We start from the raw sequence: 19802 nt of genomic DNA on the forward strand, positions 1-19802 counted from the left end.
CGCTCAGCGTCAACCCTCGGTTGACGCCAGGCTCGCGGCGACCGCACGGGCGTAGACCTCCCGGGCGCGCCGCTCCCCGTCCGGGCTGTGCTTGCCGAAGCGCTCCAGGCAGACCCCGCTGTTGACCTCCAGCACGCGATCCCCACCCGGCGTACCGACGATGTCGACGGTGGCGAACCGCAGTCCCAGCGCCGCCATGGCACCGCGCCCGAGCGCGGCCAGACGGTCCACTTCGGACTGGTCGGTGCACACCACCGGCACGGCCCCGTGGTGCAGGTTGTGCCGCCACTCGTCCGGATTGGTCCGCACCTTCCGAAAGGCGAGCAACATCTCCCCATCGAGGAAGACGGTGCGGTATTCATCGGTGACATCCAGGAATGGCGACCAGGCCAACGCAGGATAGTCGGGAACCAACTCCGCCAACGCCTTGTCGAGTTCATCGAGCGTGCGCGCCCGGTGGACGCCGCGCCCCGCCGACCCGACATTCGGCTTGACCACCACGGGCAACTCCCGCAGCCAGTCCACCTCCGGCGACCCACCCCACCCGGGCCGCAACAGGTGGTGCTCCACGCGCTCGACACCGGCCCGCCCCAACACAACCGAGGTCGCGACCTTGTCGTCGGCCACCTTCGCCGACGCCACGTTGTTGAGCGGGAACGCGTACCCGATCACGAACCGGCGCACCGGACCGAGGGAGATCTCGGCCACCCAGTGCCCGCTGTGCCACTCCACCCGCCCACCGAGCCCGGCCACCGCCGAGTCCACATGCCGAACGAACTGCCTACCACTGATCGCGTCGGCACCCACGACCCCGCCCAGCGCGTTAGTCACCACAGCTCCTACCTGACGACAGCTAGCCCCGCGTCAGCCTAGATCGTCCAGTCCCGATGTAACAGAAGGCAACTGTGAAGCGACTCGGTGACACCAAAGACAAAAGGAGCGCCATGAACGTGACCATCTCCTTCGATCCCGATGTAGACGACCTGGACGCGGTGCTGACCGCCGTATCGGGAACGTTTGACGTACCCGCGCCCGAAGACTCGGCAGTGGAACTCGACGACGAGGTAACCCCGCCCATTGTGGCTGAAGGCGACTGGACTGCCGCCCGGGTTCGCAGGTACCTCCCGAACCTCGCTGCCGAGGCGCGGAGCCTGGTCAGCCTTGTCGCCTGCGCGAAGTCAGGCACGCTTACCGCCCCCACCCTCGGGGCATTCATCGGCCGTGGCCCGGAGCAGATCCGAGTGTGATCGGATCCCTGGGGAAGGCTGCAACACGGACGTGGGGCGTGCCGAAGAGCGCCCGGCCATTCGTCCGTCGCGACGGACGCTACGTGATCGCGGAGGACGCTCGGGTTCTCTTCCTCGCCCGGTTGGAAGAACACCACGGTGAACTACTCGAAGCAGCCCGCGAGTACCTCAACGACAAGGGCGTTGATGCCCACTGACCAGCGCGCCTGGTAAACGACCCAGGTCCGCGAGCCAGCTCAGACGTTGAAGCGGAACTCGACCACGTCGCCGTCGGACATGATGTATTCCTTGCCCTCGATGCGGACCTTGCCCGCCGACTTCGCCGCCGCCATTGAGCCCGCTTCGATGAGGTCGGTGTACGAGACGACCTCCGCCTTGATGAAGCCGCGTTCGAAGTCGGAGTGGATGACCCCGGCCGCCTGCGGTGCGGTGGCGCCTTGCGGGATGGTCCACGCCCGCGCCTCCTTCGGGCCCGCCGTCAGGTAGGTCTGCAGACCCAGCGTGTGGAAGCCGGCGCGGGCCAGGGCGTTGAGGCCGGGTTCGGTCTGGCCGACCGACTCGAGCAGTTCGCGGGTCGACTCCTCGTCCAGCTCCAGCAGCTCGGACTCGACCTTCGCGTCCAGGAACACCGCGTCGGCGGGCATGACCATCTTGGCGAGTTCGGCGACGCGCTCGTCGTTGGTCAGCACTGCCTCGTCGGCGTTGAAGACGTAGAGGAAGGGCTTGGTGGTGAGCAGGCTCAGCTCGCGCAGCAGCGACAGGTCGAGCTCGGCCTGGGCGGCGAACAGGGTGCGGCCGCCGTCGAGGATGTCCTTCGCCTTGACGGCGGCGTCCAGGGTGGGGCGGGCCTCCTTGCGGGTGCGCGCCTCCTTCTCCAGCCGGGTGACCGCCTTCTCCAGGGTCTGCAGGTCGGCCAGGATCAGCTCGGTGTTGACCGTCTCGATGTCGGCGAGCGGGTCGACGCGGTTGTCCACGTGCACCACGTCCGGGTCGTCGAAGACCCGGATGACCTGGCAGATCGCGTTGGCCTCGCGGATGTTGGCCAGGAACTTGTTGCCCAGCCCGGCACCCTCGGACGCCCCCTTCACGATGCCCGCGATGTCCACGAAGGACACCACCGCCGGCACGGTCCGCTCGCTGGCGAACACCTCGGCCAGCTTGTCGAGCCGGGGGTCCGGCAGGGCGACGATGCCGACGTTGGGCTCGATGGTCGCGAACGGGTAGTTCGCGGCGAGCACGTCGTTGTTCGTCAGGGCGTTGAACAGGGTGGACTTGCCGACGTTGGGCAGGCCGACGATCCCGAGGGTCAAACTCACGGTTGCCGAGTCTACGGACCGGTCGGCGGCCGGGGTCGGTTGCCTGCCTTAGCGGCAGCGAGTGACCGTGGATCAGCACATCGTCGGGATCTAGACCCGGACGTGTGCGAAATAGTTACCAACACCGTTCCCAGTTTTGATTACTAAACGATGTATGTCGGGGGCTGTACATACGCAGCACAGCACCCATTCGCTTGGTAACAAGCTGACCCCTTGCGGCGATGCATGCACACTCCGTGCCAAAGAGTCTAGATCTCCCCGCAAGGATTAGCCCAAATGGACGCTAGTCACCAGGTCACCCGCAAACAACACTCCGTGAGCGCCCTGCTGTCGTCCGCCAACCGGAGGTTCCAGGCGCGCGCCCAGCTCACCCGCTGAGGAAGAAGGAAGTGGGATGACTCAACCCCAACGCCGCTTACGTGGCCGGATCGCCCTCGGCATGGCGTTCACCACCGCGGTGGCAGGCGTCATGCTGGCGACGATCCCGTCCGCCACCGCCGCCCCCGCCCCGGCGGCCCCCTCCGAGGAGGGCGGCCCCGGCATCGGCAAGCACGACCTGGAGCTGTTGACGAAGGCGCAGCAGGCAGGCGAGAAGACCGTCAAGGTCCTCATCTCCACCAAGGAGGGGGACAGCGCCAAGCACGTCGACGAGCTGTCGAAGGCGGGCGCCAAGGTCGAGTACCGCGACGACGACATCGGCTACGTGCGCGCCGAGGTCCCGGTCGACAAGGTCAAGAAGCTCGCCAAGCTGCCCGGTGTCTCCGCGCTGGACCTCGATGAGAACGTCCCGCTCCCCGACCCCCGGCCGACCGGGGCCGTGGACCCGACGCCGCAGCCCGCGCCCGGGCCGTCGACGCCGCGGGTCAACCCGTACATGCCGACCGGTGACACCAACGCCGCGCAGTTCGTCAACGAGCACCCGACCTGGGACGGCCGCGGCACCACCGTGGCCATCGTGGACAGCGGCGTCGACCTCGACCACCCGTCGCTGAACAAGACGAGCACCGGCGAGCGCAAGATCACCGACTGGGTCACCTACACCGACCCGACCTTCACCAACGGCGTCAACAACGACGACGACCCGACGTGGATCCAGATGTCCACCCCGACCACCGGCCCGGCCAACGGCCTGCCGGGCGAGTCGGGCGAGCTGCGCTACGGCGTGTTCAACGAGCGCGACGCCCGCCTCGGCGGCGAGGTCGGCTCGGACGTCGACCGCGACGGCAACCCGGCGGGCAGCAGCGGCCTGTTCGGCGTGCTGTGGAACCCGACCACCGGCACCGTCTGGGTCGACACGAACCAGAACAAGAACTTCGGCGACGACAAGCCGATGACCGACTACAAGGTCAAGTACGACACCGGCACCTTCGGCAAGGACAACCCGGCCACCCCGGTCCGCGAGTCCATGCCGTTCGTCGTGCAGACCGACGTGGCCAACAACGTGGTCAACATCGGCATCGTCTCCGGCGCGCACGGCTCGCACGTCGGCGGCATCGTCGCCGGTAACCGCCTCTTCGGCGGCACCGTCAACGGCGCGGCGCCCGGCGCCAAGCTGGTCTCGGTGCGGGTCTGCCTGTTCATCACCGGCTGCACCAACCACGCGCTGCTCGAGGGCATGATCTACGCCGCCCGCGACGCGAAGGTCGACGTGATCAACATGTCGATCGGTGGCCTGCCCGCGCTCAACGACGCGAACAACGCGCGCGCCGAGCTCTACGACAAGCTGATCGACACCTACGACGTCCAGATGTTCATCTCCGCGGGCAACTCCGGCGCGGGCGAGAACACCGTGGGCGACCCGTCGGTGGCGAACAAGGTCGTCTCCGTGGGCTCCTACATCACCAAGGAGACCTGGAAGAGCAACTACGGCTCCGACCTCGGCCGCAACGAGAGCCTGCACGGCTTCTCCTCGCGCGGCCCGCGTGAGGACGGCGGCTTCAAGCCCGAGATCGTCGCGCCCGGTTCGGCCATCTCCACCGTGCCGACCTGGCAGCTGGGCCAGCCGGTGGCGGGCACCTACCCCCTGCCCCCCGGCTACGCGCAGTTCAACGGCACCTCGATGGCCTCCCCGCAGGCCGCGGGCGCGGCCGCGCTGCTGGTAAGCGCAGCCAAGGCGAAGAACGTCTCGCACTCGGCCGCGCAGATCCGCACCGCGTTCAAGTCGACCGCGCGCTTCATCGGCGGTCTGGGCGCCTACGAGCAGGGCAACGGCCTGATCGACACCAAGAAGGCCTGGAACCTGCTCAAGAGCAACCCGGCCACCACCGACATCACCGCGTCGGTGCCGGTCAACACCGCCCTGTCGTCGTTCCTCAAGACCCCGGGCGTCGGCGTCGGCATCAACGACCGCGAGGGCGTCAAGGCGGGCGACCGCTACACCCGCACCTACACCTTCACCCGCACCTCGGGCCCGAACTACCCGGTGACCTACTTCGCGAACTGGGTGGGCAACGACGGTACGTTCAACTCCCCGCCGGTGGTCACGCTGCCCAAGGGCAGCGCGGTCAAGTACACGGTGAACGTCAACCCGCGCGACACCGGTGTGCACTCGGCGATCCTGAACCTCGACAGCCCGCTCACCTCGGGCATCGAGACGCAGACGCTCAACACCGTCATCGCGGCCGAGGACTTCACCGCGGCGAACAACTTCACCGTCCGCAAGGGTGGCCAGCTGGGCCGCAACGAGGTCGTGAAGTACTTCTACCGCGTCCCGGCGAACACCCCGGCGTTCAAGGTGGACCTGCAGGGCGGCGGCACCGGTGCCGGTGCGGGCCAGCTGCGCTTCCTGCGCTTCCACCCCTACGGCGTGGGCATCGAGGCCAACGCCTCGACCAACTGCTACAGCCCGCCGGTCGCCGGTTGCGACCTGGGCAGCCCGACCAGCCGCACGCTGAGCAACCCGCAGGCGGGTGTCTGGGAGGTCGTGGTCGAGGCCCGGCGCACGTCGGACACCGCGTTCGCGCCGTACACCCTGACCGCCTCGGTCCTGGGTGCCTCGGTGAGCCCGAACCCGGACACCATCGCCACGGCGACCGCCGGTACCCCGGTGGCCCGGTCGTACACGCTGAAGAACCTCTTCGGCCCGTTCACCGGCAAGGCGACCGGCACCTCGCTCGGCTCGGCCAAGCGCGGCCAGCTCAGCATCGCCGCGGATGAGAACCAGCAATACCCGGTCGTGGTGACCGCCGGTTCGACCTCGCTGCGCGCGAAGATCGGCAAGACCTCCGACGCCGGTGCGGACCTGGACCTCGCGGTCTACAACTGCACCAGCGGCTCCTGCGTGCTGGCCGGCCAGTCGGCCGACGGCGACTCGGAGGAAGAGGTGACCATCGCCAACCCGGCGGCGGGCACCTGGCTGGTCCTGGTCCAGGGCTACGCGGTCCCCGCGGGCACGACGACCTACGACTACCTGGACGTCTTCACCAACAGCGCGTTCGGCTCGGTGTCGGTGACCGACACCAACGCCAACCGCGCCGCGGGTGCCCAGTGGACGGTGCCGGGTTCGGTCACCGCCAACATCGCACCGGCCGCCGGCCGCGTGCTGCTGGGCAACGTCGAGGTCCGCACCGACGCCAACGTGCTCGTCGGCTCGGGCGACGTGGTGGTGCAGGCGGTCTCGTAGCGCCTGGAACACCACGCTCATCGAAGTAGCGGGGGCCTGCCGTTCGCGGCGGGCCCCCGCCTCTTTTGCCGGTCCCGAACCACATGTCTCTTTCCTGCCAGATCTTCCGGACGCGCGCCGGCAGCATGGTCGGGTGTTGATCGACCCGGAGCAGGGATACCGCGCGGTCGTCTCCCGCGACGCGCGCTTCGACGGTCAGTTCTTCCTCGCCGTTCGACCAACCGGGCTCTACTGCAGGCCTTCCTGCCCGTCGATCGCCCCGCGGCGGCGCAACGCGGAGTTCTTCCCGACGGCCGCCGCGGCGCAGCAGGCGGGCTACCGCGCGTGCCGCCGGTGCCTGCCCGACATCGTCCCCGGCTCCCCGGAGTGGGACCTGCGCGGCGACCTGGCGGGCCGCGCGATGCGCCTGATCATGGACGGAGTCGTGGAGCGGGAAGGGGTTCCGGGCCTGGCCCGCCGGGTCGGTTACTCCGAACGCCACCTCACCCGGGTGCTCACCGCCGAGCTCGGCGCGGGCCCGTTGGCGCTGGCCAGGGCGCACCGCGCGCACACGGCCAGACTGCTGATCGAGACCACCACGATGTCGGTGTCCGATGTGGCGATCGCGTCCGGCTTCGCCAGCGTCCGCCAGTTCAACGACACCATCCGCGCCGTCTTCGCCACCACCCCGTCAGAACTGCGCGTGGCCGCCCAACGAGCGGGCCGAGCCCGCCAAACCGCGACGGCGGGCCGCGTGACCCTGCGCCTCCCCGTCCGAACCCCCTTTGACGCGGCCGGAATACTCGCCTTCCTCACCGCCCGCTCCATCCCCGGCGTCGAATCGAGCCGCCCCGGCCGCTACGCCCGAACGCTGCGCCTCCCGCACGGCAGCGCGACCGCGCACCTGCGCCCGGCAGGCACCCACCTCGAATGCACACTCCGCCTGGCAGACCTGCGAGACCTGTCGACAGCGGTGTCCAGACTCCGCCGACTGTTCGACTTGGACGCCGACCCAGCCGCCATCGACGGCGTCCTGGCCACCGACCCAGCCCTCACCTCAGCGGTGGCGCTGACACCGGGGATCCGGGTCCCCGGCAGCGTCGACGGCACTGAGACGGTGGTCCGCGCCCTGCTGGGCCAACAGGTAAGCGTCGCCGCCGCCAGAACAGCCACCCGCCGCCTCAGCGACGCCATCGGCGAACCCCTCCCCACCCCCGAAGGCGACCTCACCACCCTCTTCCCCTCAGCGGCGGCAGTGGCCGAGCGAGCATCGGAAATCCTCACCGGCCCAGCAAGAAGAGTCGAAACAATCCGGTCGGTCTGCGCGGCAATCGCGTCCGGCGACATAGAACTCCACGTGGGAGTCGACGCGGAGGCATTACGCAGCAAGCTCCAAACCTACGCGGGCATCGGCCCCTGGACCGCGGGCTACGTAGTGATGCGCTTACTGGGCGATCCAGACGTCCTACTCCCCCAGGACGTGGCACTGCGAAACGGCGCCAAGATCCTCGGCCTCCCCTCAGGCATGGAGACCCTGGCGGAACACTCCAGAGCATGGAGACCCTGGCGCTCCTACGCCGGAATGCACCTCTGGCAAGCAGCCGCACGGGCAATCCCACAGTGACGATCAAGAGCAAACTCAGAGTCAGAGCGAGAACCTAAAGATCAACGAACCACCATCGGCACAACCACAGCATTCGCGAACCCCTGGGCAGACCCCCGCTCCCAGACCGAAGTTGAATCCACCCACCAAACCACGGCGGATAGCCCCCCTCCCTCCACACACACACGGCCCCGGCTGGTACGCAACAGGATCCCGACCACGCTGGTACCGGCGGCCCCGCTACGGATGCTCGATCTAGTGGACTCGCTTCGTGTGGGGGGAGAGCACCGCTAAACTCGCCGTGTGGTGGGAATGCCCTTCACCCGCCCTTCTTTCCCACCGCGGTGCTCTAGGGGCCCCACACGAAGCGAGTTCACTAGATCGAGCCCCGCTCGAAAATCGGGCAACCCAGAGCCGCAAAACCCACCAGACCGAGCCCACCCTCGCGACCCGCGCAACGAAGACAGCAACACCGAGCCCACACCCAAACCAAGAGCAAGAATCAACCGCTGATAGCCAACGAGGACCCACCCCGAGCCTTCGAAACCAGCAACCGAGTAGGGATCCGCTGCCGCATCTCGTCCACATGCGACACCAGCCCCACCACCCGCCCCCCATCCCGCAGGTCGTCCAAGATGGACATGACCTCGTCCAGCGTCCCCGAGTCCAGCGATCCGAACCCCTCGTCCACGAACAGCGTGTCCAGCAGCGCCCCGCCCCCGCTCTCCGCGGCCACCACGTCAGCCAACCCGAGGGCCAGTGCCAGTGAGGCCACAAAGGACTCCCCGCCGGACAGCGTCTTCGCCGACCGGGTCTGCCCCGAGTAGTCGTCCAGCACGTCCAGCCCGAGCCCGCCTCGGGTCCCCCGTGCCCCGGCCTCGGCGCTGTGTTCGAACGCGTACCGCCCCTGCGTCATCAACCGCAGCCGCTCCGTGGCGGCCACCGCCACTTCCTCCAATCGCGCGGCCAGCACGTACGACCGCAGCGACATCCGGGTGCTGTTCTGCCCCCGCCCGTTGACCACGTCGGTCAGCGCGTCCAACTCGGCGAACTCGGCCTCCAGCGGCGCCAACGACTCCCAGGCCGCCCGCAGCCGCCCACCCAGCTCGACGACCTCCCGCACCCGCCGTCCGGCCTCGTGGGCCACGCCCGCGGCCCGCCGAGAAGCTTCCTGCGCCACCAGCACCGCCTCGGACAGCGGCGCCAGGTCGACCTCGAGATCAGCCTCGATGCCGAACAGCTCCGGATCGGCCAACGTCGCGCGGTGCTGCTGCGAAGCCGTGTCGGCCTCGTCCAGTCGCTCCCGCAGCTTCTCGATCACCGTGTCCGCCCGCGCCGCCCCCAACGCCTCCGCCAGATCACCGAACCCCGCGGTGGAAACCGCGTCCGCCAACGCGTCCCGCTGCTCCAGCACCCGCTCCCGAGCCACCCGCGCGGCCTGGTGCCTGTCGATCAAGGCATCAACAGCGGTGACGACCGTCAACAGGTGCACCCGCCGAGCAGCCACATCGGCATGACCGCCCCGCGCAGCGTCCAAAGTGGACTGCCGAAGCTCGATGGTCGCGCGCAGTTCGGCGGCCTCCGAACCCAGCCCCACGGTCTCCCGCTCCAGTTTCGCGTGCGAGTCCCGCAACGCCTCGAGCTCGCGCTCGATCCCGGCCAGCCCACTGGCCAACGCGTCGTGCCGAGCCGCGAGATCGTGCGCCGCCCGGAACTCCGCCAACGCCCGCGCGTGCACAACCGCCAAGTCCTGGCCATCCCAGGCCACCAACCGCTCGGTCACCACTGAAACGGCGGTTCGAGCCTGATTCTCCTTCTCCAGAGCCAAGTTCCGCGCTCGCAACGCCCGCTGCTCAGACGCCAGGGCCGTGCGTTCGTCCGCCTCGGTCGCCGCGGCCGACACCGCGTGCGCGGGCGCCGGGTGCTCCACCGACCCGCACACCGGACAGGCCGCGTCGTCGACCAACCCGGCTGCCAGCTCGGCCGCCATCCCATCAAGCCGCCGCTGCCGCAACTCCTGCAACAGATCCCGGGCCGCTTGGTGCGCGTCGACCGCCCGCCGGTGCTCGGCCTCCGCGCCTCGCAGCGCCTCGGCCTTGCCAGGCAGCGCGCGCTGGTCCTTCAACGCGCTGTCGAGTTCGTCCCGCCGCACCCGCAACCCGTCCAGGGCAGCCCGCGCGGTGGCCGCCCGCGCCAACTGCTCCCGCGCGTCCGCCACGCGATCCGGGAACAACCGCATCCGACCGGACGCCTGTTCCGCCTGTGCGGCAACAGTTTCCGCCCGCTCGACCAGCACAGATAGCCGCCGCTTGTCGGCCGACTGCCGCTCAGCCTCAGCGACCAGGGCAGCCAACCCGCCCGCCTCTTCACGCAGCTGCCCAACCTGCTGGCGCAGCAAGGGCAACGGAACGTCCGCGGACTCGAACCCCTTGGCGGCAGCCGCGTCCACGCGCTCACGCACTGCCTGCTCGGCCCGCTCCTCCGCCTGCTCGAACTTGCGGAGCAGATCTTCGGCCGCCACTACGGGGATCGCCTGCTGGGCGGCCAAGAGCTCGTCGCGCCACAGCGCCCGCTCACCCGCCTGCGTGGCCAGCTCGGCGAGCCCGTTGACCGCCCGGTGCACCCGGTCGACCCGCTTGACCAGGTCGCGGCCGTCGTCGAACGCCGCCGTCGCCTTGCTCAGCCGCACCCTCGTGTCCGCCTCGGCGTTGGCCGCGTCCTGGTCCGCCTTCTCAGCGGACTGGACGATCCCGTTGAGCCACAACAGGTCCGAGTCCTCAGGCGCCTCCACCCCGGCGGCCTGGACGAACCGGGCCAGCAGCTCCCGGCTGTCGTAGCGGGTCTCCTCGAGCACGCGCCTGCACTCCACCCGGCGCTCGCGGAACCACTTCTCCACGCGCTCGAAGTGCTGGGTGCCGAACAACTTCTCCAGCAGGTGCTCGCGCTCCTCGGTGGACGCCCGGAGGAAGCGGGCGAACTCACCCTGCGGCAGCAGGACCACCTGGAAGAACTGGTCCTTGGTCATGCCGAGCAGCCGCTCGACCGTGCGGGCCACCTCGTCGATGCGGGTGACGCCCTCGGACCGGTGGCCGCTGGGCGGGGTCCCGACCCAGGTGAGCGACGCCTTGGCGTTCTGCTTGGTGGTACCGCCGCCGCGGCGCTTGGGACGTTCGTACTCGGGACTCCGGGTCAGCCGCAGCCGGTGCCCCTGCACGGTCAGCTCAAGGGTGACCTCGGTATGCGTATCCGGGTCCGCGTAGTCGCAACGAAGCCTCTTAGCCTCGGCGCGCGCTCCCGGGACAGCGCCGAAGAGGGCAAACGCCACGGCGTCGAGCACGGTGGTCTTACCGGCGCCGGTGTCGCCGTGGAGGAGGAAGAGGCCCTCAGCGGCCAAGCGGTCGAAGTCGACCGTCTCGTGCCCAGCGAACGGTCCGAACGCGGACAGCTCGAGGTGGTGCAGCCTCACTCCGGCTCCTTCCCGGCGACAGCAGCCAGCGCTTCCCGCAAGAGGGCACGCTCCGCGTTGGTGGGTGCGCTCTTGCGGGCGTCCTCAACGAAGCAGCACGCGACCTGCTCGTCGGAACGACCGCGCACCGCCTCGGTGTACCGGCGAGCGACAGGCCTACCGCCCTCCGGACGCCAGTCGAGGTGAACCGCGTGCGGGAAACGCTCCTGCAACCTGCGCATGGCGTCTATCGGGCGCACCGGATCGGTCAATTCGACTGAGAGGAACTTCTCGACGAGGTCTTCGTACCGCGGCTCGGTAAGCAGCTCTTGTAGATCGCCCCGCGCGGTGGCAAGAGCCCGCGGCACGGGCAACTCGCGGCGTTCGACCCCCGCGAGACCGGACTCGTCCAGCTCGACCAACCACACGGACTTGCGGTGACGCGCTTCGGAGAACGAGTAGGCGAGCGGGCTGCCCGAGTAGCGCAAGTGCTCGGCGAGGACCTGCGGGCCGTGCAGGTGCCCTAGAGCGGCATAGTCGATGCCGTCGAACAGCGACCCTGGCACGTGCGGCACACCGCCCACGGCGATCGTGCGCTCGGAATCGCTCGTTTCGCCACCGATGACGAACGCGTGCGCTAGCACTACCGACCGGCTCTTACGTGTCTGGAGGTCCTCTTTGACCCGCCGCATGGCTTCACCGAGGACGGCCGCATGGCCGCGCAGCTCCAGGTCACCCAGGACGTGCCGAGCAGGCTCTGGTTCGAGGTAGGGGATGCCATAGAAGGCGACCGGCCCGTGCTCGTCCGGTAGCACTACCGGCTTGTGCAGTTCGGCGATGGTGGTCCGCAGGTGCAACCCGCCTGCCTGCGCGAACCCCGCGAACGCCCCGAGCCGGGGGGCGGAGTCGTGGTTGCCGGGGGTGATGATGATCTGCGCGCCCGCCTCGGCGATCTGGGCGAGGATCCACGCGCACGCCTCGACGGCCTCCGCGGACGGGACCGCGCGGTCGTAGAGGTCGCCGGACACCACGAGGACGTCGACCCGCTCGTCGGAGACCAGGTTGGCCAGGCCCCCGAGCACCGCCTCCTGCTCGGCGAGCAGGTCGCGGCCGTGGAACGTGCGCCCCACGTGCCAGTCGGAGGTGTGCAGCACCCGCATGGCGGGCCACGGTAGGCCGATCTTGCCCCCGATCGGGGGAGGCACGCCGTTCGAACGCCCGTTCGGGCGGGTCGACGTCCGGGCGGCCGCTAGCAGAGCAGCAGGGACACACCGCTCGCGTCGCAGCTGACGAGCAGGCTGAGCTGGCTCCCCTCGGCCGCGGTGAGCGCGTCGAGGTCCGGGTCGAGATCGAGCGCCTGGAGGGCGAGGACGGCTTCCATGAGGATTCTCCTTCGGTGTTGGTGATCAGGTGAGGAACGGGAGACCGGGGCGGCCCGCGTCGAGCGCGGTGGCTGTGGATATGGATATGGCTGTGGCGGTGGCCAGCAGCACGCCCGCGGTGCCGGTGGCCAGGTCCATGGACAGGCGGTGCAGCTGATCACCGGGGAAGGCCGTGCCGCCCGCGTGCGCCACGGCGTGCCAGGCCAGGCTCGTCAGGTCGACGGGCCGACCCGCCAAGGCCAGCGCGGTGACCAGCCCCGCCCGGCCGAGGTGCAGGCCGGACTGGACAACGAACTCGGCCGCGCAGGCGTCGAGGAGGGGGTCGAGCCGGGTGACCGGTGCGTGCCTGGCCAGTCTGGTGAGCACGACCGCGATACCGGCGCTACCGATGGCCAGGTAGGGCAGGGTGCGGGTGCCGTCGCGCACTTGGAGCGCGCCGCCGGGGGTGGGCACGCACTCGTCCAGGTCGCGGTTGAGGGCGGTGTCCGCGAGATCGAGCCAGCCGCTGTCCCCGGTTCGCTCGAAGAGGTGGATGAAGAGCAGCGCGGGGCCGGACCAGCCGTGCAGCAGCCCCGCTCGGCCCTTTCTGCCGGGCGGGTCGGCCGCGGGAAGCGCGGTGGCCAAGTGATCAGCCAGGGCGATCGCGCCCGCGAGGTCGCCGAAGTGCAGCAGATTGAGGCCGATGCCCGCCAAGCCGCTGCCCAGGGTGTGGTCGTCCATCGGCGGCACGGCGCGCGCGATCAACTCGGCTGCCTCTTCGCGGTAGCCGAAACGGTGCAGGACGTGCGCGATGCCGTGCGCGCCGTCGAAGAAGCCCGGACGTTGTGGTGGGTGGCGCTTCAGGTAGTCCAGGAGCCATCGTTCGTGCTCGGGGTAGCGCCCGGCACCTGCGGCATCCAGCGCATAGAGGACCCCGGCAGCACCGTGCGCGAAGGTAGCGCCACCGGTTACGAACTGCTCTATGTCGCCGGGGAACAAGCGGTCCGCGCGATCAGGAGTCGCGCTAGCCAAGATGGCCACCGCCATGCTCTTAGCCAGATCGTCCATGTCCGGCTCTATAGCCGTTGCTGGTATCGCTCGGCGAATGCGGTCGCCATAGTCTGGGGGCAGTGGGAATCGGCGCTCGATCGCCGTGACGTGGCCGGGCAATTTACCGGGGGCGAGGTCGAGCAGTGTCGTCAGCGGCAGGAAGATCCACAGCCGGAGCGCGGCGAGCGCGTGCTGGTCGATGGCGATGCCGCGCCGGTCGGCAGGAGCCTGGAACCCCGGTGCGCCGAGCGCGGGCCTGCCGTCGTGGTCGGTCGGGAGTGCTAGCTCAAAATCGATGAGGCTGACCGTATCGCCGTCTACCAGGATGTTGCGGGGATGCAGGTCAGCACAAACGATGCCGCGTTCGTGCACCTTCGCCACAAGCGCCTCTATGCGGTCGAGCAGTGCTACCGCGCGGATTGTGTAATCAGCGACCTCTTGCGCTGTCGACTTCCTGGTAAGCGGGTAGTTGCGCGCCAACCACTTCCCCAGGGGGATACCCGGGCGGTGCTCCATGGCGACATAGTGGTGCTCCCAGACGTGGAAGTGTTCGTACACCTCAGGAACACCCTCGATGCCCGCGAGCCGGGTGAGCACCTCGTACTCGTGGCGCAGGCGGGTGACGGCGTCTACGCGGTCGCGGTCAAGTCCGCAGTGCGGACGACCCTCCTTGAGCACAACCTGCCTGCCGTCGCGGGTGGCCAGGTAGACGCCACCACCGTTGGAGAAGTGCAGCGCTCTGTCCACTGTGTACGGGAATGGCGGCCCGCCGCGCTCCGCGTAGTGCGGGCGCAGGCAGTCCGGAAGATCCACCCATTCGGGAAGGCAGAAAATCGGTGCGCGCACGTCCGGTACCAGGCTTCCGTCGGGCGTGGTCACCGCGAGCACCCGGGCGCCCTCGTGGGTGATCCACTTCTCGGTGAAACCGCCGTAGCGCACGTACAGCGGGCCGTCGCCGACGCGGAGGTCGCTGAGGACGTGCGGACCCGGCTCACCGACGAGAACCTCGCCCAGCGCGGCGAGGGTGTCGGCCAGCTGGCGCTCGTCGGCGGGGTAGATGGCGATCAGTTTGCCGCTGGCGGCGCGGGCGGCGTACTTGGCGTTTCGCCGGTGCTGGACCGCCGCGGAACGCAGGTGCTTGAACGGGATGGCGTTGTCGACGCAGTAGCGCGCCACCGCGCGCAACACCCTGGGCGCGTTGCCCAAGGTCGCCGACACGTGGATTTTCCAGCCCTGATCAGGAAGTTCCGCTCGCGGTGGTAGCACCATCCGCCAGTCGCCCGTGCGGTGTTCGAGCCAGCCCGCGGGCAGCGGGACGACGAACTCGGCCGCGACGGGGACCGCGGGCCGGTCGTAGAACAACCGGTCGGCGAGGCAGAACGGCTCGTAGCGACCGATGCTCGACACGCGGCGAGCCCATCACATCGGCCCTGATCACGCGCGCCACGTCACCGGATTGACTGATCTTGTCGGGCCGGGCGTTTACGATCTGTCCGCGCAGGGTTCCGTTTCGTGATGGGGGACTCCCCCGTGGTTGGAGGCTGCCGGTGACCGCCGTGCTCGGCACGATCGTCGCGGTGCTCGTACTGCTGCTGGTAGCGGCGGCGGGCCTGTTCTGGCGCCTCTACACCGACGCGCTGCGCCGCGCCGACACCGCGCGCGCGGAGGTCGCCGCCGAACGCGGTCGCTCGGACGCGAGCCAGCTGGCGCTGCGGCGCTACGAGGTGGCGTTCGCCTCGATCAGCGGCCGCGGTGAGCTGGGCGAACAGGTCCTGGTGGAGACCGCCCGGGCACTGGGGCTGCGCGAGGGCCTGCACTACACCCTCCAAACCGACGTTGCGGGCGGCGGCTCGGTGCGCCCCGACCTCCTCCTGGTCGTCGGCGACGACCGCCGCGTCCCGGTCGACGCCAAGATGAGCATGGCCACCTGGGCGGAGGCCGTGGAGACCGACGACGCCGACGAACGCCTGGACGCCCTGCGCGTGCACGTCCGCAACATCCGCTCAAGAGCGGCCGAGCTAGCCGGAAAGGGCTACCAGCGCTGGGCAGACGCGATCTACGGGACGGTCATGTTCGTCCCCTCCGACGCCGCCGTGGTCGCCGCCCTGGACACCGACCCCACCCTGCTCACGTGGTTGCTGGACCGCCGGATCTTCCTCTGCGGCCCAACCGGCTTCGCCGTGATCGCCTCGGCGGCGATGTTCGCGGCCACCGAACGCACCATCGTCGCCGACGTAGCCGCTGTCCGCTCCACGGCGGAATCAGCCCACCGCGCCGCCTCCTCAGCGATCGACGCGGTCAACCTCTCCAGCACCCACCTCCAACGCTTCCTCTCCGCCCGCCGCCGTGAACTGGACGCGCTGGAACAGTTCCGCTCCAACGTGTCCCCCCTCAGCGAGGCCGCCGCCACACCAGCCCCGTTGCCCGCGTTGCGCCGAGCGGAGGAGACAGCCGTATCCCCCAACGGCCACGACCAAATCCCCTTCGAGTAGCCGACCGGGGCTTGATCAGGACCACCTCACCGAGCCCCACCCCCGGCCGGCCAGGTCGACGCCGCCCAGCTCACCAATAACCTCCACCCGGCCAGCCCTGCCAGGCACCTCGACTCGCTTCCAGCCCGGCCAACCAGCTCCGCCTGGGCTGCCCCTCGCCGCCAGCCACTTCTACCCGACCAGGACGGTCCTCCAGCCCCACCCGCCAGACCAGACGCCCACCCAACTCCAACCATCTCCACCCGGCCAACACCTTGACCAGTCCCGCCGGACCACCTCGACTCGCCCCAGCCGTGCCAGCCGGCTCTGCCTCTATCCCCCTGGCTGCCAAGCTCGGCCAGCCCTGCGAGCTCCTAGCCCGGCCCGCGAGACCTGACGCCCACCCCAACTCCAACACCACCAACCATCTCCGCCGACCCGGTCGGGCGGACATCCCGGCAAGGGGAAGCCCACCCCACCGGTGTTCTAGCCCGCGGGAGCGTGCGTGGGCTGCCGTGCGGCGGCGAGGTAGGCATCCTCGACCTCGACCAGCACCCAGTGCCGGGCGCCGACCCGGTTGGGCAAGCTCTGCCGGGCCAGCTCCAGCTCTACCAATCAACTCTGTGCGGCGCAGACCCGTCCCAGCCGCGCCGGGGCCTTGCGCGGCTCGGCCTAGCTCAGCCGGCTCCTGCCTCCCCGCCGCTTCCGGCCAGCTCCAGCCGACCAGCCGTGTCTGGCTCGACCTGTCCACCCGATCAGCTCAGCGTCCCCGCCCGACAGCCTTACCCGGCCGACCAACACTTCGGCCTACATGGCCGCCCGGCCAGCTCGGGCCCACTCGCTGCTCAACCAATCCGCCTTTCCCCACCAACCCGGCTTGCCATGCCAAAGCCGTCTCGCCCTGCCCTCAGCTTGCCCGCCCACTGCCCCGCCGGTCGCCAAGCCAGCCTTACCCCGCCGCCTGACCGGCCCAGGCCCGCCGGCCGCCCACCCAATCCCGCTCTTCCCCGCTAGCCAGCTTGCCGCGCCAAGGCCACCTCGCCCTGCCCTCGTCTTGCCCGCCTGCCCCGCACCACCACCACCGGTCAACCCACCCACGATCTTCCGCGCCGCCTGGCCGATCCCCTTCCACCCCGCCCAGCCGTCAATCCGCCAAGATCGAGAGCACGTCCACCACTCGAGGAAGCCATGAGCCCAGCCGATCCCCGACCCCGCCGCTCGTCGCCACTGCTGTTGGTCGCCCTCGGCGTCGACAACTTCGGCTCGGGTCTGTTCCTGCCGCTCCCGATCCTCTACGCCATCCAGGTGATCGGCCTGCCCCTGGCCACCGCGGGCACCGCGATCACCATCGGCACCTTCCTCGGTGTCTGCGCCCCACCTCTCGCAGGCAGGCTGGTCGACCGCGTTGGTCCGCGTCGGGTGGTGATCGGCGCCCAGCTCCTCCAAGCCGCGGGCGCGGGGACCTACCTGATCGCTGGTAGCGCTATCCACGTCCTCTTAGCCGCGGCACTCCTGGCGATGGGGCAGCAGACGTTCTACAGCGCTGTGTTCGCCTTGATCGCCGACAGCGCGGGTCCTGGGCCGAAGGACCGGACCTTCGCCGTCGCGAGCATCGTCCGCGGCGCGTCGTTCGGCCTCGGCGCGTTCAGCGCGAGCCTGCTCACCAACTACAGCCTCGCTATCGCGATCGACGGGATCACGTTCCTCGCCGCAGGCGCGTTGCTCCTCTTCCTGCCGGAAACTCCCCCGCACCCCTCGACAGACGTGCCGGTGAGTGTCTGGCGCAACCGGCCGTTCCTTGCCTTGATCGGTGTCACGGCCCTCTTCGGACTGACCGTGGACTTCTTCCTGGTCGGCATCCCCGTCTACGTTGTCGAGATCTTGCACGGACCCGCCTGGCTGCCTGGCGCCATGCTCACGTTGCTCACCGCCGTCGGCACTCTTACCGCGACGCTAGCGATCCGGTTGACCCGCAAGCTCTGGCGTACGACGTCCATGGCCATCGGGGCTGCCCTCTACCTCTTATGGGCGTTGGCCTCCCTAGCGGCTCTTGCGCTACCGGCCGCGTGGCGTCCCCCGTATCTCCTAGCCGCCACCTTGGTGCTGGTCGCGGCCAACGTGATCAGCGCGAGAGCCAACGCACTTGCTGAAGCTGCCGCCCCGCGCGCAACGCGCGGGCGTCACCTCGCCGCGTTCCAGTACGCGTTCACCGCCGCCGGGATAGCCGCTCCCGGTGTGGTCGCCCTCTTCGCGGTCGCGACGTGGTTGCCGTGGATCATCGTCGCCGCGACCGCCGCCGCGGCTGCCGCCGCCCTGCCGTGGCTGGCCCGCAAGCTGCCCCGCCACGCCGTCACCGGGGAAGACGCGAATCTCACCACGGGCAACCGGTAGCCCACCTACGGCGTTTGATCAACCCGGGAGCATCCCACGATCGGGCTAGATCCGGACAAACACCCCAACAATCCGTCGTCGATGTCAGGCCAACGGGTGGACCCGACCGCGGGTTGGGGACAACGGTGGCGGGCCAGGCCAGGTGACGGACTAACGTGTACCGGCGTGACCGCGACACGCGATCGCCGGAGCGATCTTGACGATGACCACGCCGATCCCGCGTGGGACGAGCGCCCGATCCTCGGCAGGTCGCGTGGACTGCCTTGGTGGGGCGCGGTACTGCTGGCGTTCGGGTTGGCCGCCGTCGCGGCCGTGATCGACATCCAGCTGAAGGACACCCTCGGCACCATCTACCAGGGCTCGTACCTGGTCGGTTGCGTCGCGGCGATCTGCCTGGTGCGCAGGCGGAACCTGTTCGGCCCGATGGTGCAGCCGCCGCTGGTGTTCGCGGTGACCGCGATCGGGTCGCTGGTCCTGCTGGCGCCGGGCAAGTCCGGCAGCGGGCTCAAGCAGCTGATCTTCTCGGTCGCCTTCCCGCTGACCAGCAACTTCCCGACCATGGCCCTGGCCACCGGCATCACGGTCGTGCTCGGCGTCGTGCGGCTGTTCATCCAGCGCGACCCGAACCCGGCTGTCCGCAAGCGCCCGGTCGGCGAGCACAAGCCCGCCGCCCGCCGCCCCGCGGCCGACCGGGCGGGCAGGGAGGGGACGGCCGCCGCGAAGGACCGCGCCCCCGCCAAGGACCGCCCGGCGGGCGAGCGCCCGCCCAAGGAGCGCGTGAGCTCCGACCGCCCGGCCAAGCCCCGCGACCCCGCGCGTTCTCGCGAGGGCGGTCCCGCGGACCGCGAGCCCCGGACGGGCGACCGCAAGCCCCGCGACCCCAACCGCAAACCCCCGGTGCGCCGACCACGCCCCGACGACCGCTGAGGCCCCCCAGAACGGCCGCTGCGCGACCCGATCACGCCACAGGCAGCTGAACTCGATCACCGCGGACATGTGCCCGTGCAGCCCCGACGAGCGGCCCGAGCCCCCCACGCGACGGCATGTCAGGCGCAAACGGACACCATCGCGCCGCAGCCGACCGCTGGCCCAAACAGTGTCGCCACCGTCAAGACTCCCGCCGATACCGATGTCACCACGCGAAAGTGGCTCTGCGCCAAGGACCTTGCCGGCTGGCCCGGGTGCGCCCCTTCGGACCGCTCCCGCAGTGGAGCGCACCGATAGCGACAACCCAGGCCGACCGGTGATCACGCAGGCCGCGTGATCACGACGCCGCACCGCCTCGTCCTCTCAGCGCGGACAGGGGAGCAGCACGTG

At 69.7% G+C, this 19802-nt stretch carries 14 protein-coding genes; 7 read left to right on the forward strand and 7 right to left on the reverse strand.

The window, feature by feature from the left end; translation table 11 throughout:
• Positions 1-9 precede the first annotated feature (9 nt).
• Positions 10-831, reverse strand: coding sequence for an ATP-grasp domain-containing protein (locus QSK30_RS23710; protein ID WP_285505884.1), 822 nt, complete (start codon positions 829-831; stop codon positions 10-12).
• A 113-nt stretch (positions 832-944) separates the two neighbouring features.
• Between QSK30_RS23710 and QSK30_RS23715 the strand changes: the two genes are divergently transcribed.
• Positions 945-1247, forward strand: a complete 303-nt coding sequence (locus QSK30_RS23715; RefSeq protein WP_285505885.1) for a hypothetical protein — start codon at positions 945-947, stop codon at positions 1245-1247.
• 38 nt (positions 1248-1285) lie between these two features.
• Entirely contained in the window at positions 1286-1444 is a 159-nt protein-coding gene (locus tag QSK30_RS23720; RefSeq protein ID WP_285505887.1) for a hypothetical protein, read from the forward strand.
• A gap of 39 nt (positions 1445-1483) precedes the next feature.
• Here the strand turns inward: QSK30_RS23720 and ychF are convergent, their stop codons facing one another.
• Positions 1484-2563 (reverse strand): redox-regulated ATPase YchF, encoded by a 1080-nt coding sequence (gene ychF, locus QSK30_RS23725; protein ID WP_285505888.1) that lies wholly within the window; start codon positions 2561-2563, stop codon positions 1484-1486.
• Positions 2564-2957: 394 nt separating this feature from the next.
• Here ychF and QSK30_RS23730 point away from each other — a divergent pair, with 394 nt between their 5' ends.
• Both QSK30_RS23730 and QSK30_RS23735 read left to right on the forward strand, forming a co-directional pair.
• The gene (locus QSK30_RS23730) at positions 2958-6185 is read left to right on the forward strand and encodes a S8 family serine peptidase (protein WP_285505889.1); all 3228 of its coding nucleotides are present in this window, start codon (positions 2958-2960) and stop codon (positions 6183-6185) included.
• A gap of 133 nt (positions 6186-6318) precedes the next feature.
• Positions 6319-7788 carry an AlkA N-terminal domain-containing protein gene (locus tag QSK30_RS23735; RefSeq protein ID WP_285505890.1) on the forward strand — a complete coding sequence of 490 codons (1470 nt, stop codon included), beginning with the start codon at positions 6319-6321 and terminating at the stop codon, positions 7786-7788.
• 481 nt (positions 7789-8269) lie between these two features.
• Here QSK30_RS23735 and QSK30_RS23740 read toward each other — a convergent pair whose 3' ends face one another.
• The 4 genes from QSK30_RS23740 to lanKC form a co-directional block, all read right to left on the reverse strand.
• Complete coding sequence (locus QSK30_RS23740; protein WP_285505892.1) at positions 8270-11233, reverse strand: AAA family ATPase; 2964 nt, start codon at positions 11231-11233, stop codon at positions 8270-8272.
• Positions 11230-12372, reverse strand: coding sequence for an exonuclease SbcCD subunit D (locus QSK30_RS23745; protein WP_285505893.1), 1143 nt, complete (start codon positions 12370-12372; stop codon positions 11230-11232). Before QSK30_RS23745 ends, QSK30_RS23740 begins: the two co-directional genes overlap by 4 nt.
• A gap of 89 nt (positions 12373-12461) precedes the next feature.
• Entirely contained in the window at positions 12462-12593 is a 132-nt protein-coding gene (locus QSK30_RS23750; protein WP_285505894.1) for a SapB/AmfS family lanthipeptide, read from the reverse strand.
• 25 nt (positions 12594-12618) lie between these two features.
• Positions 12619-15030, reverse strand: a complete 2412-nt coding sequence (gene lanKC / locus QSK30_RS23755) for a class III lanthionine synthetase LanKC (RefSeq protein ID WP_285505895.1) — start codon at positions 15028-15030, stop codon at positions 12619-12621.
• Between the two features lie 140 nt (positions 15031-15170).
• Between lanKC and rmuC the strand changes: the two genes are divergently transcribed.
• Positions 15171-16115 (forward strand): DNA recombination protein RmuC, encoded by a 945-nt coding sequence (gene rmuC, locus QSK30_RS23760; RefSeq protein WP_285505896.1) that lies wholly within the window; start codon positions 15171-15173, stop codon positions 16113-16115.
• Positions 16116-16580: 465 nt separating this feature from the next.
• Here the strand turns inward: rmuC and QSK30_RS23765 are convergent, their stop codons facing one another.
• On the reverse strand, positions 16581-16709 hold the full coding sequence (locus tag QSK30_RS23765; protein WP_285505898.1) for a hypothetical protein: 129 nt from the start codon (positions 16707-16709) through the stop codon (positions 16581-16583).
• A 573-nt stretch (positions 16710-17282) separates the two neighbouring features.
• Between QSK30_RS23765 and QSK30_RS23770 the strand changes: the two genes are divergently transcribed.
• Entirely contained in the window at positions 17283-18485 is a 1203-nt protein-coding gene (locus QSK30_RS23770) for an MFS transporter (protein WP_285505899.1), read from the forward strand.
• A 165-nt stretch (positions 18486-18650) separates the two neighbouring features.
• Positions 18651-19412: a DUF6542 domain-containing protein gene (locus QSK30_RS23775; protein ID WP_285505902.1), complete on the forward strand. Its 762-nt coding sequence runs from the start codon at positions 18651-18653 to the stop codon at positions 19410-19412.
• The last annotated feature ends 390 nt before the right edge of the window (positions 19413-19802 follow it).

It is taken from the genome of Actinokineospora sp. NBRC 105648, assembly GCF_030269645.1.
Taxonomy (GTDB): domain Bacteria; phylum Actinomycetota; class Actinomycetes; order Mycobacteriales; family Pseudonocardiaceae; genus Actinokineospora.

What these genes read in the sequence shown, in the direction of transcription:
- QSK30_RS23745 (WP_285505893.1), bottom strand. Translation starts at nt 12,372, where the DNA reads ATGCGGGTGCTGCACACCTCCGACTGGCACGTGGGGCGCACGTTCCAC.
- QSK30_RS23750 (WP_285505894.1), bottom strand. Translation starts at nt 12,593, where the DNA reads ATGGAAGCCGTCCTCGCCCTCCAGGCGCTCGATCTCGACCCGGACCTC.
- QSK30_RS23730 (WP_285505889.1), top strand. Translation starts at nt 2,958, where the DNA reads ATGACTCAACCCCAACGCCGCTTACGTGGCCGGATCGCCCTCGGCATG.
- QSK30_RS23715 (WP_285505885.1), top strand. Translation starts at nt 945, where the DNA reads ATGAACGTGACCATCTCCTTCGATCCCGATGTAGACGACCTGGACGCG.
- QSK30_RS23770 (WP_285505899.1), top strand. Translation starts at nt 17,283, where the DNA reads ATGAGCCCAGCCGATCCCCGACCCCGCCGCTCGTCGCCACTGCTGTTG.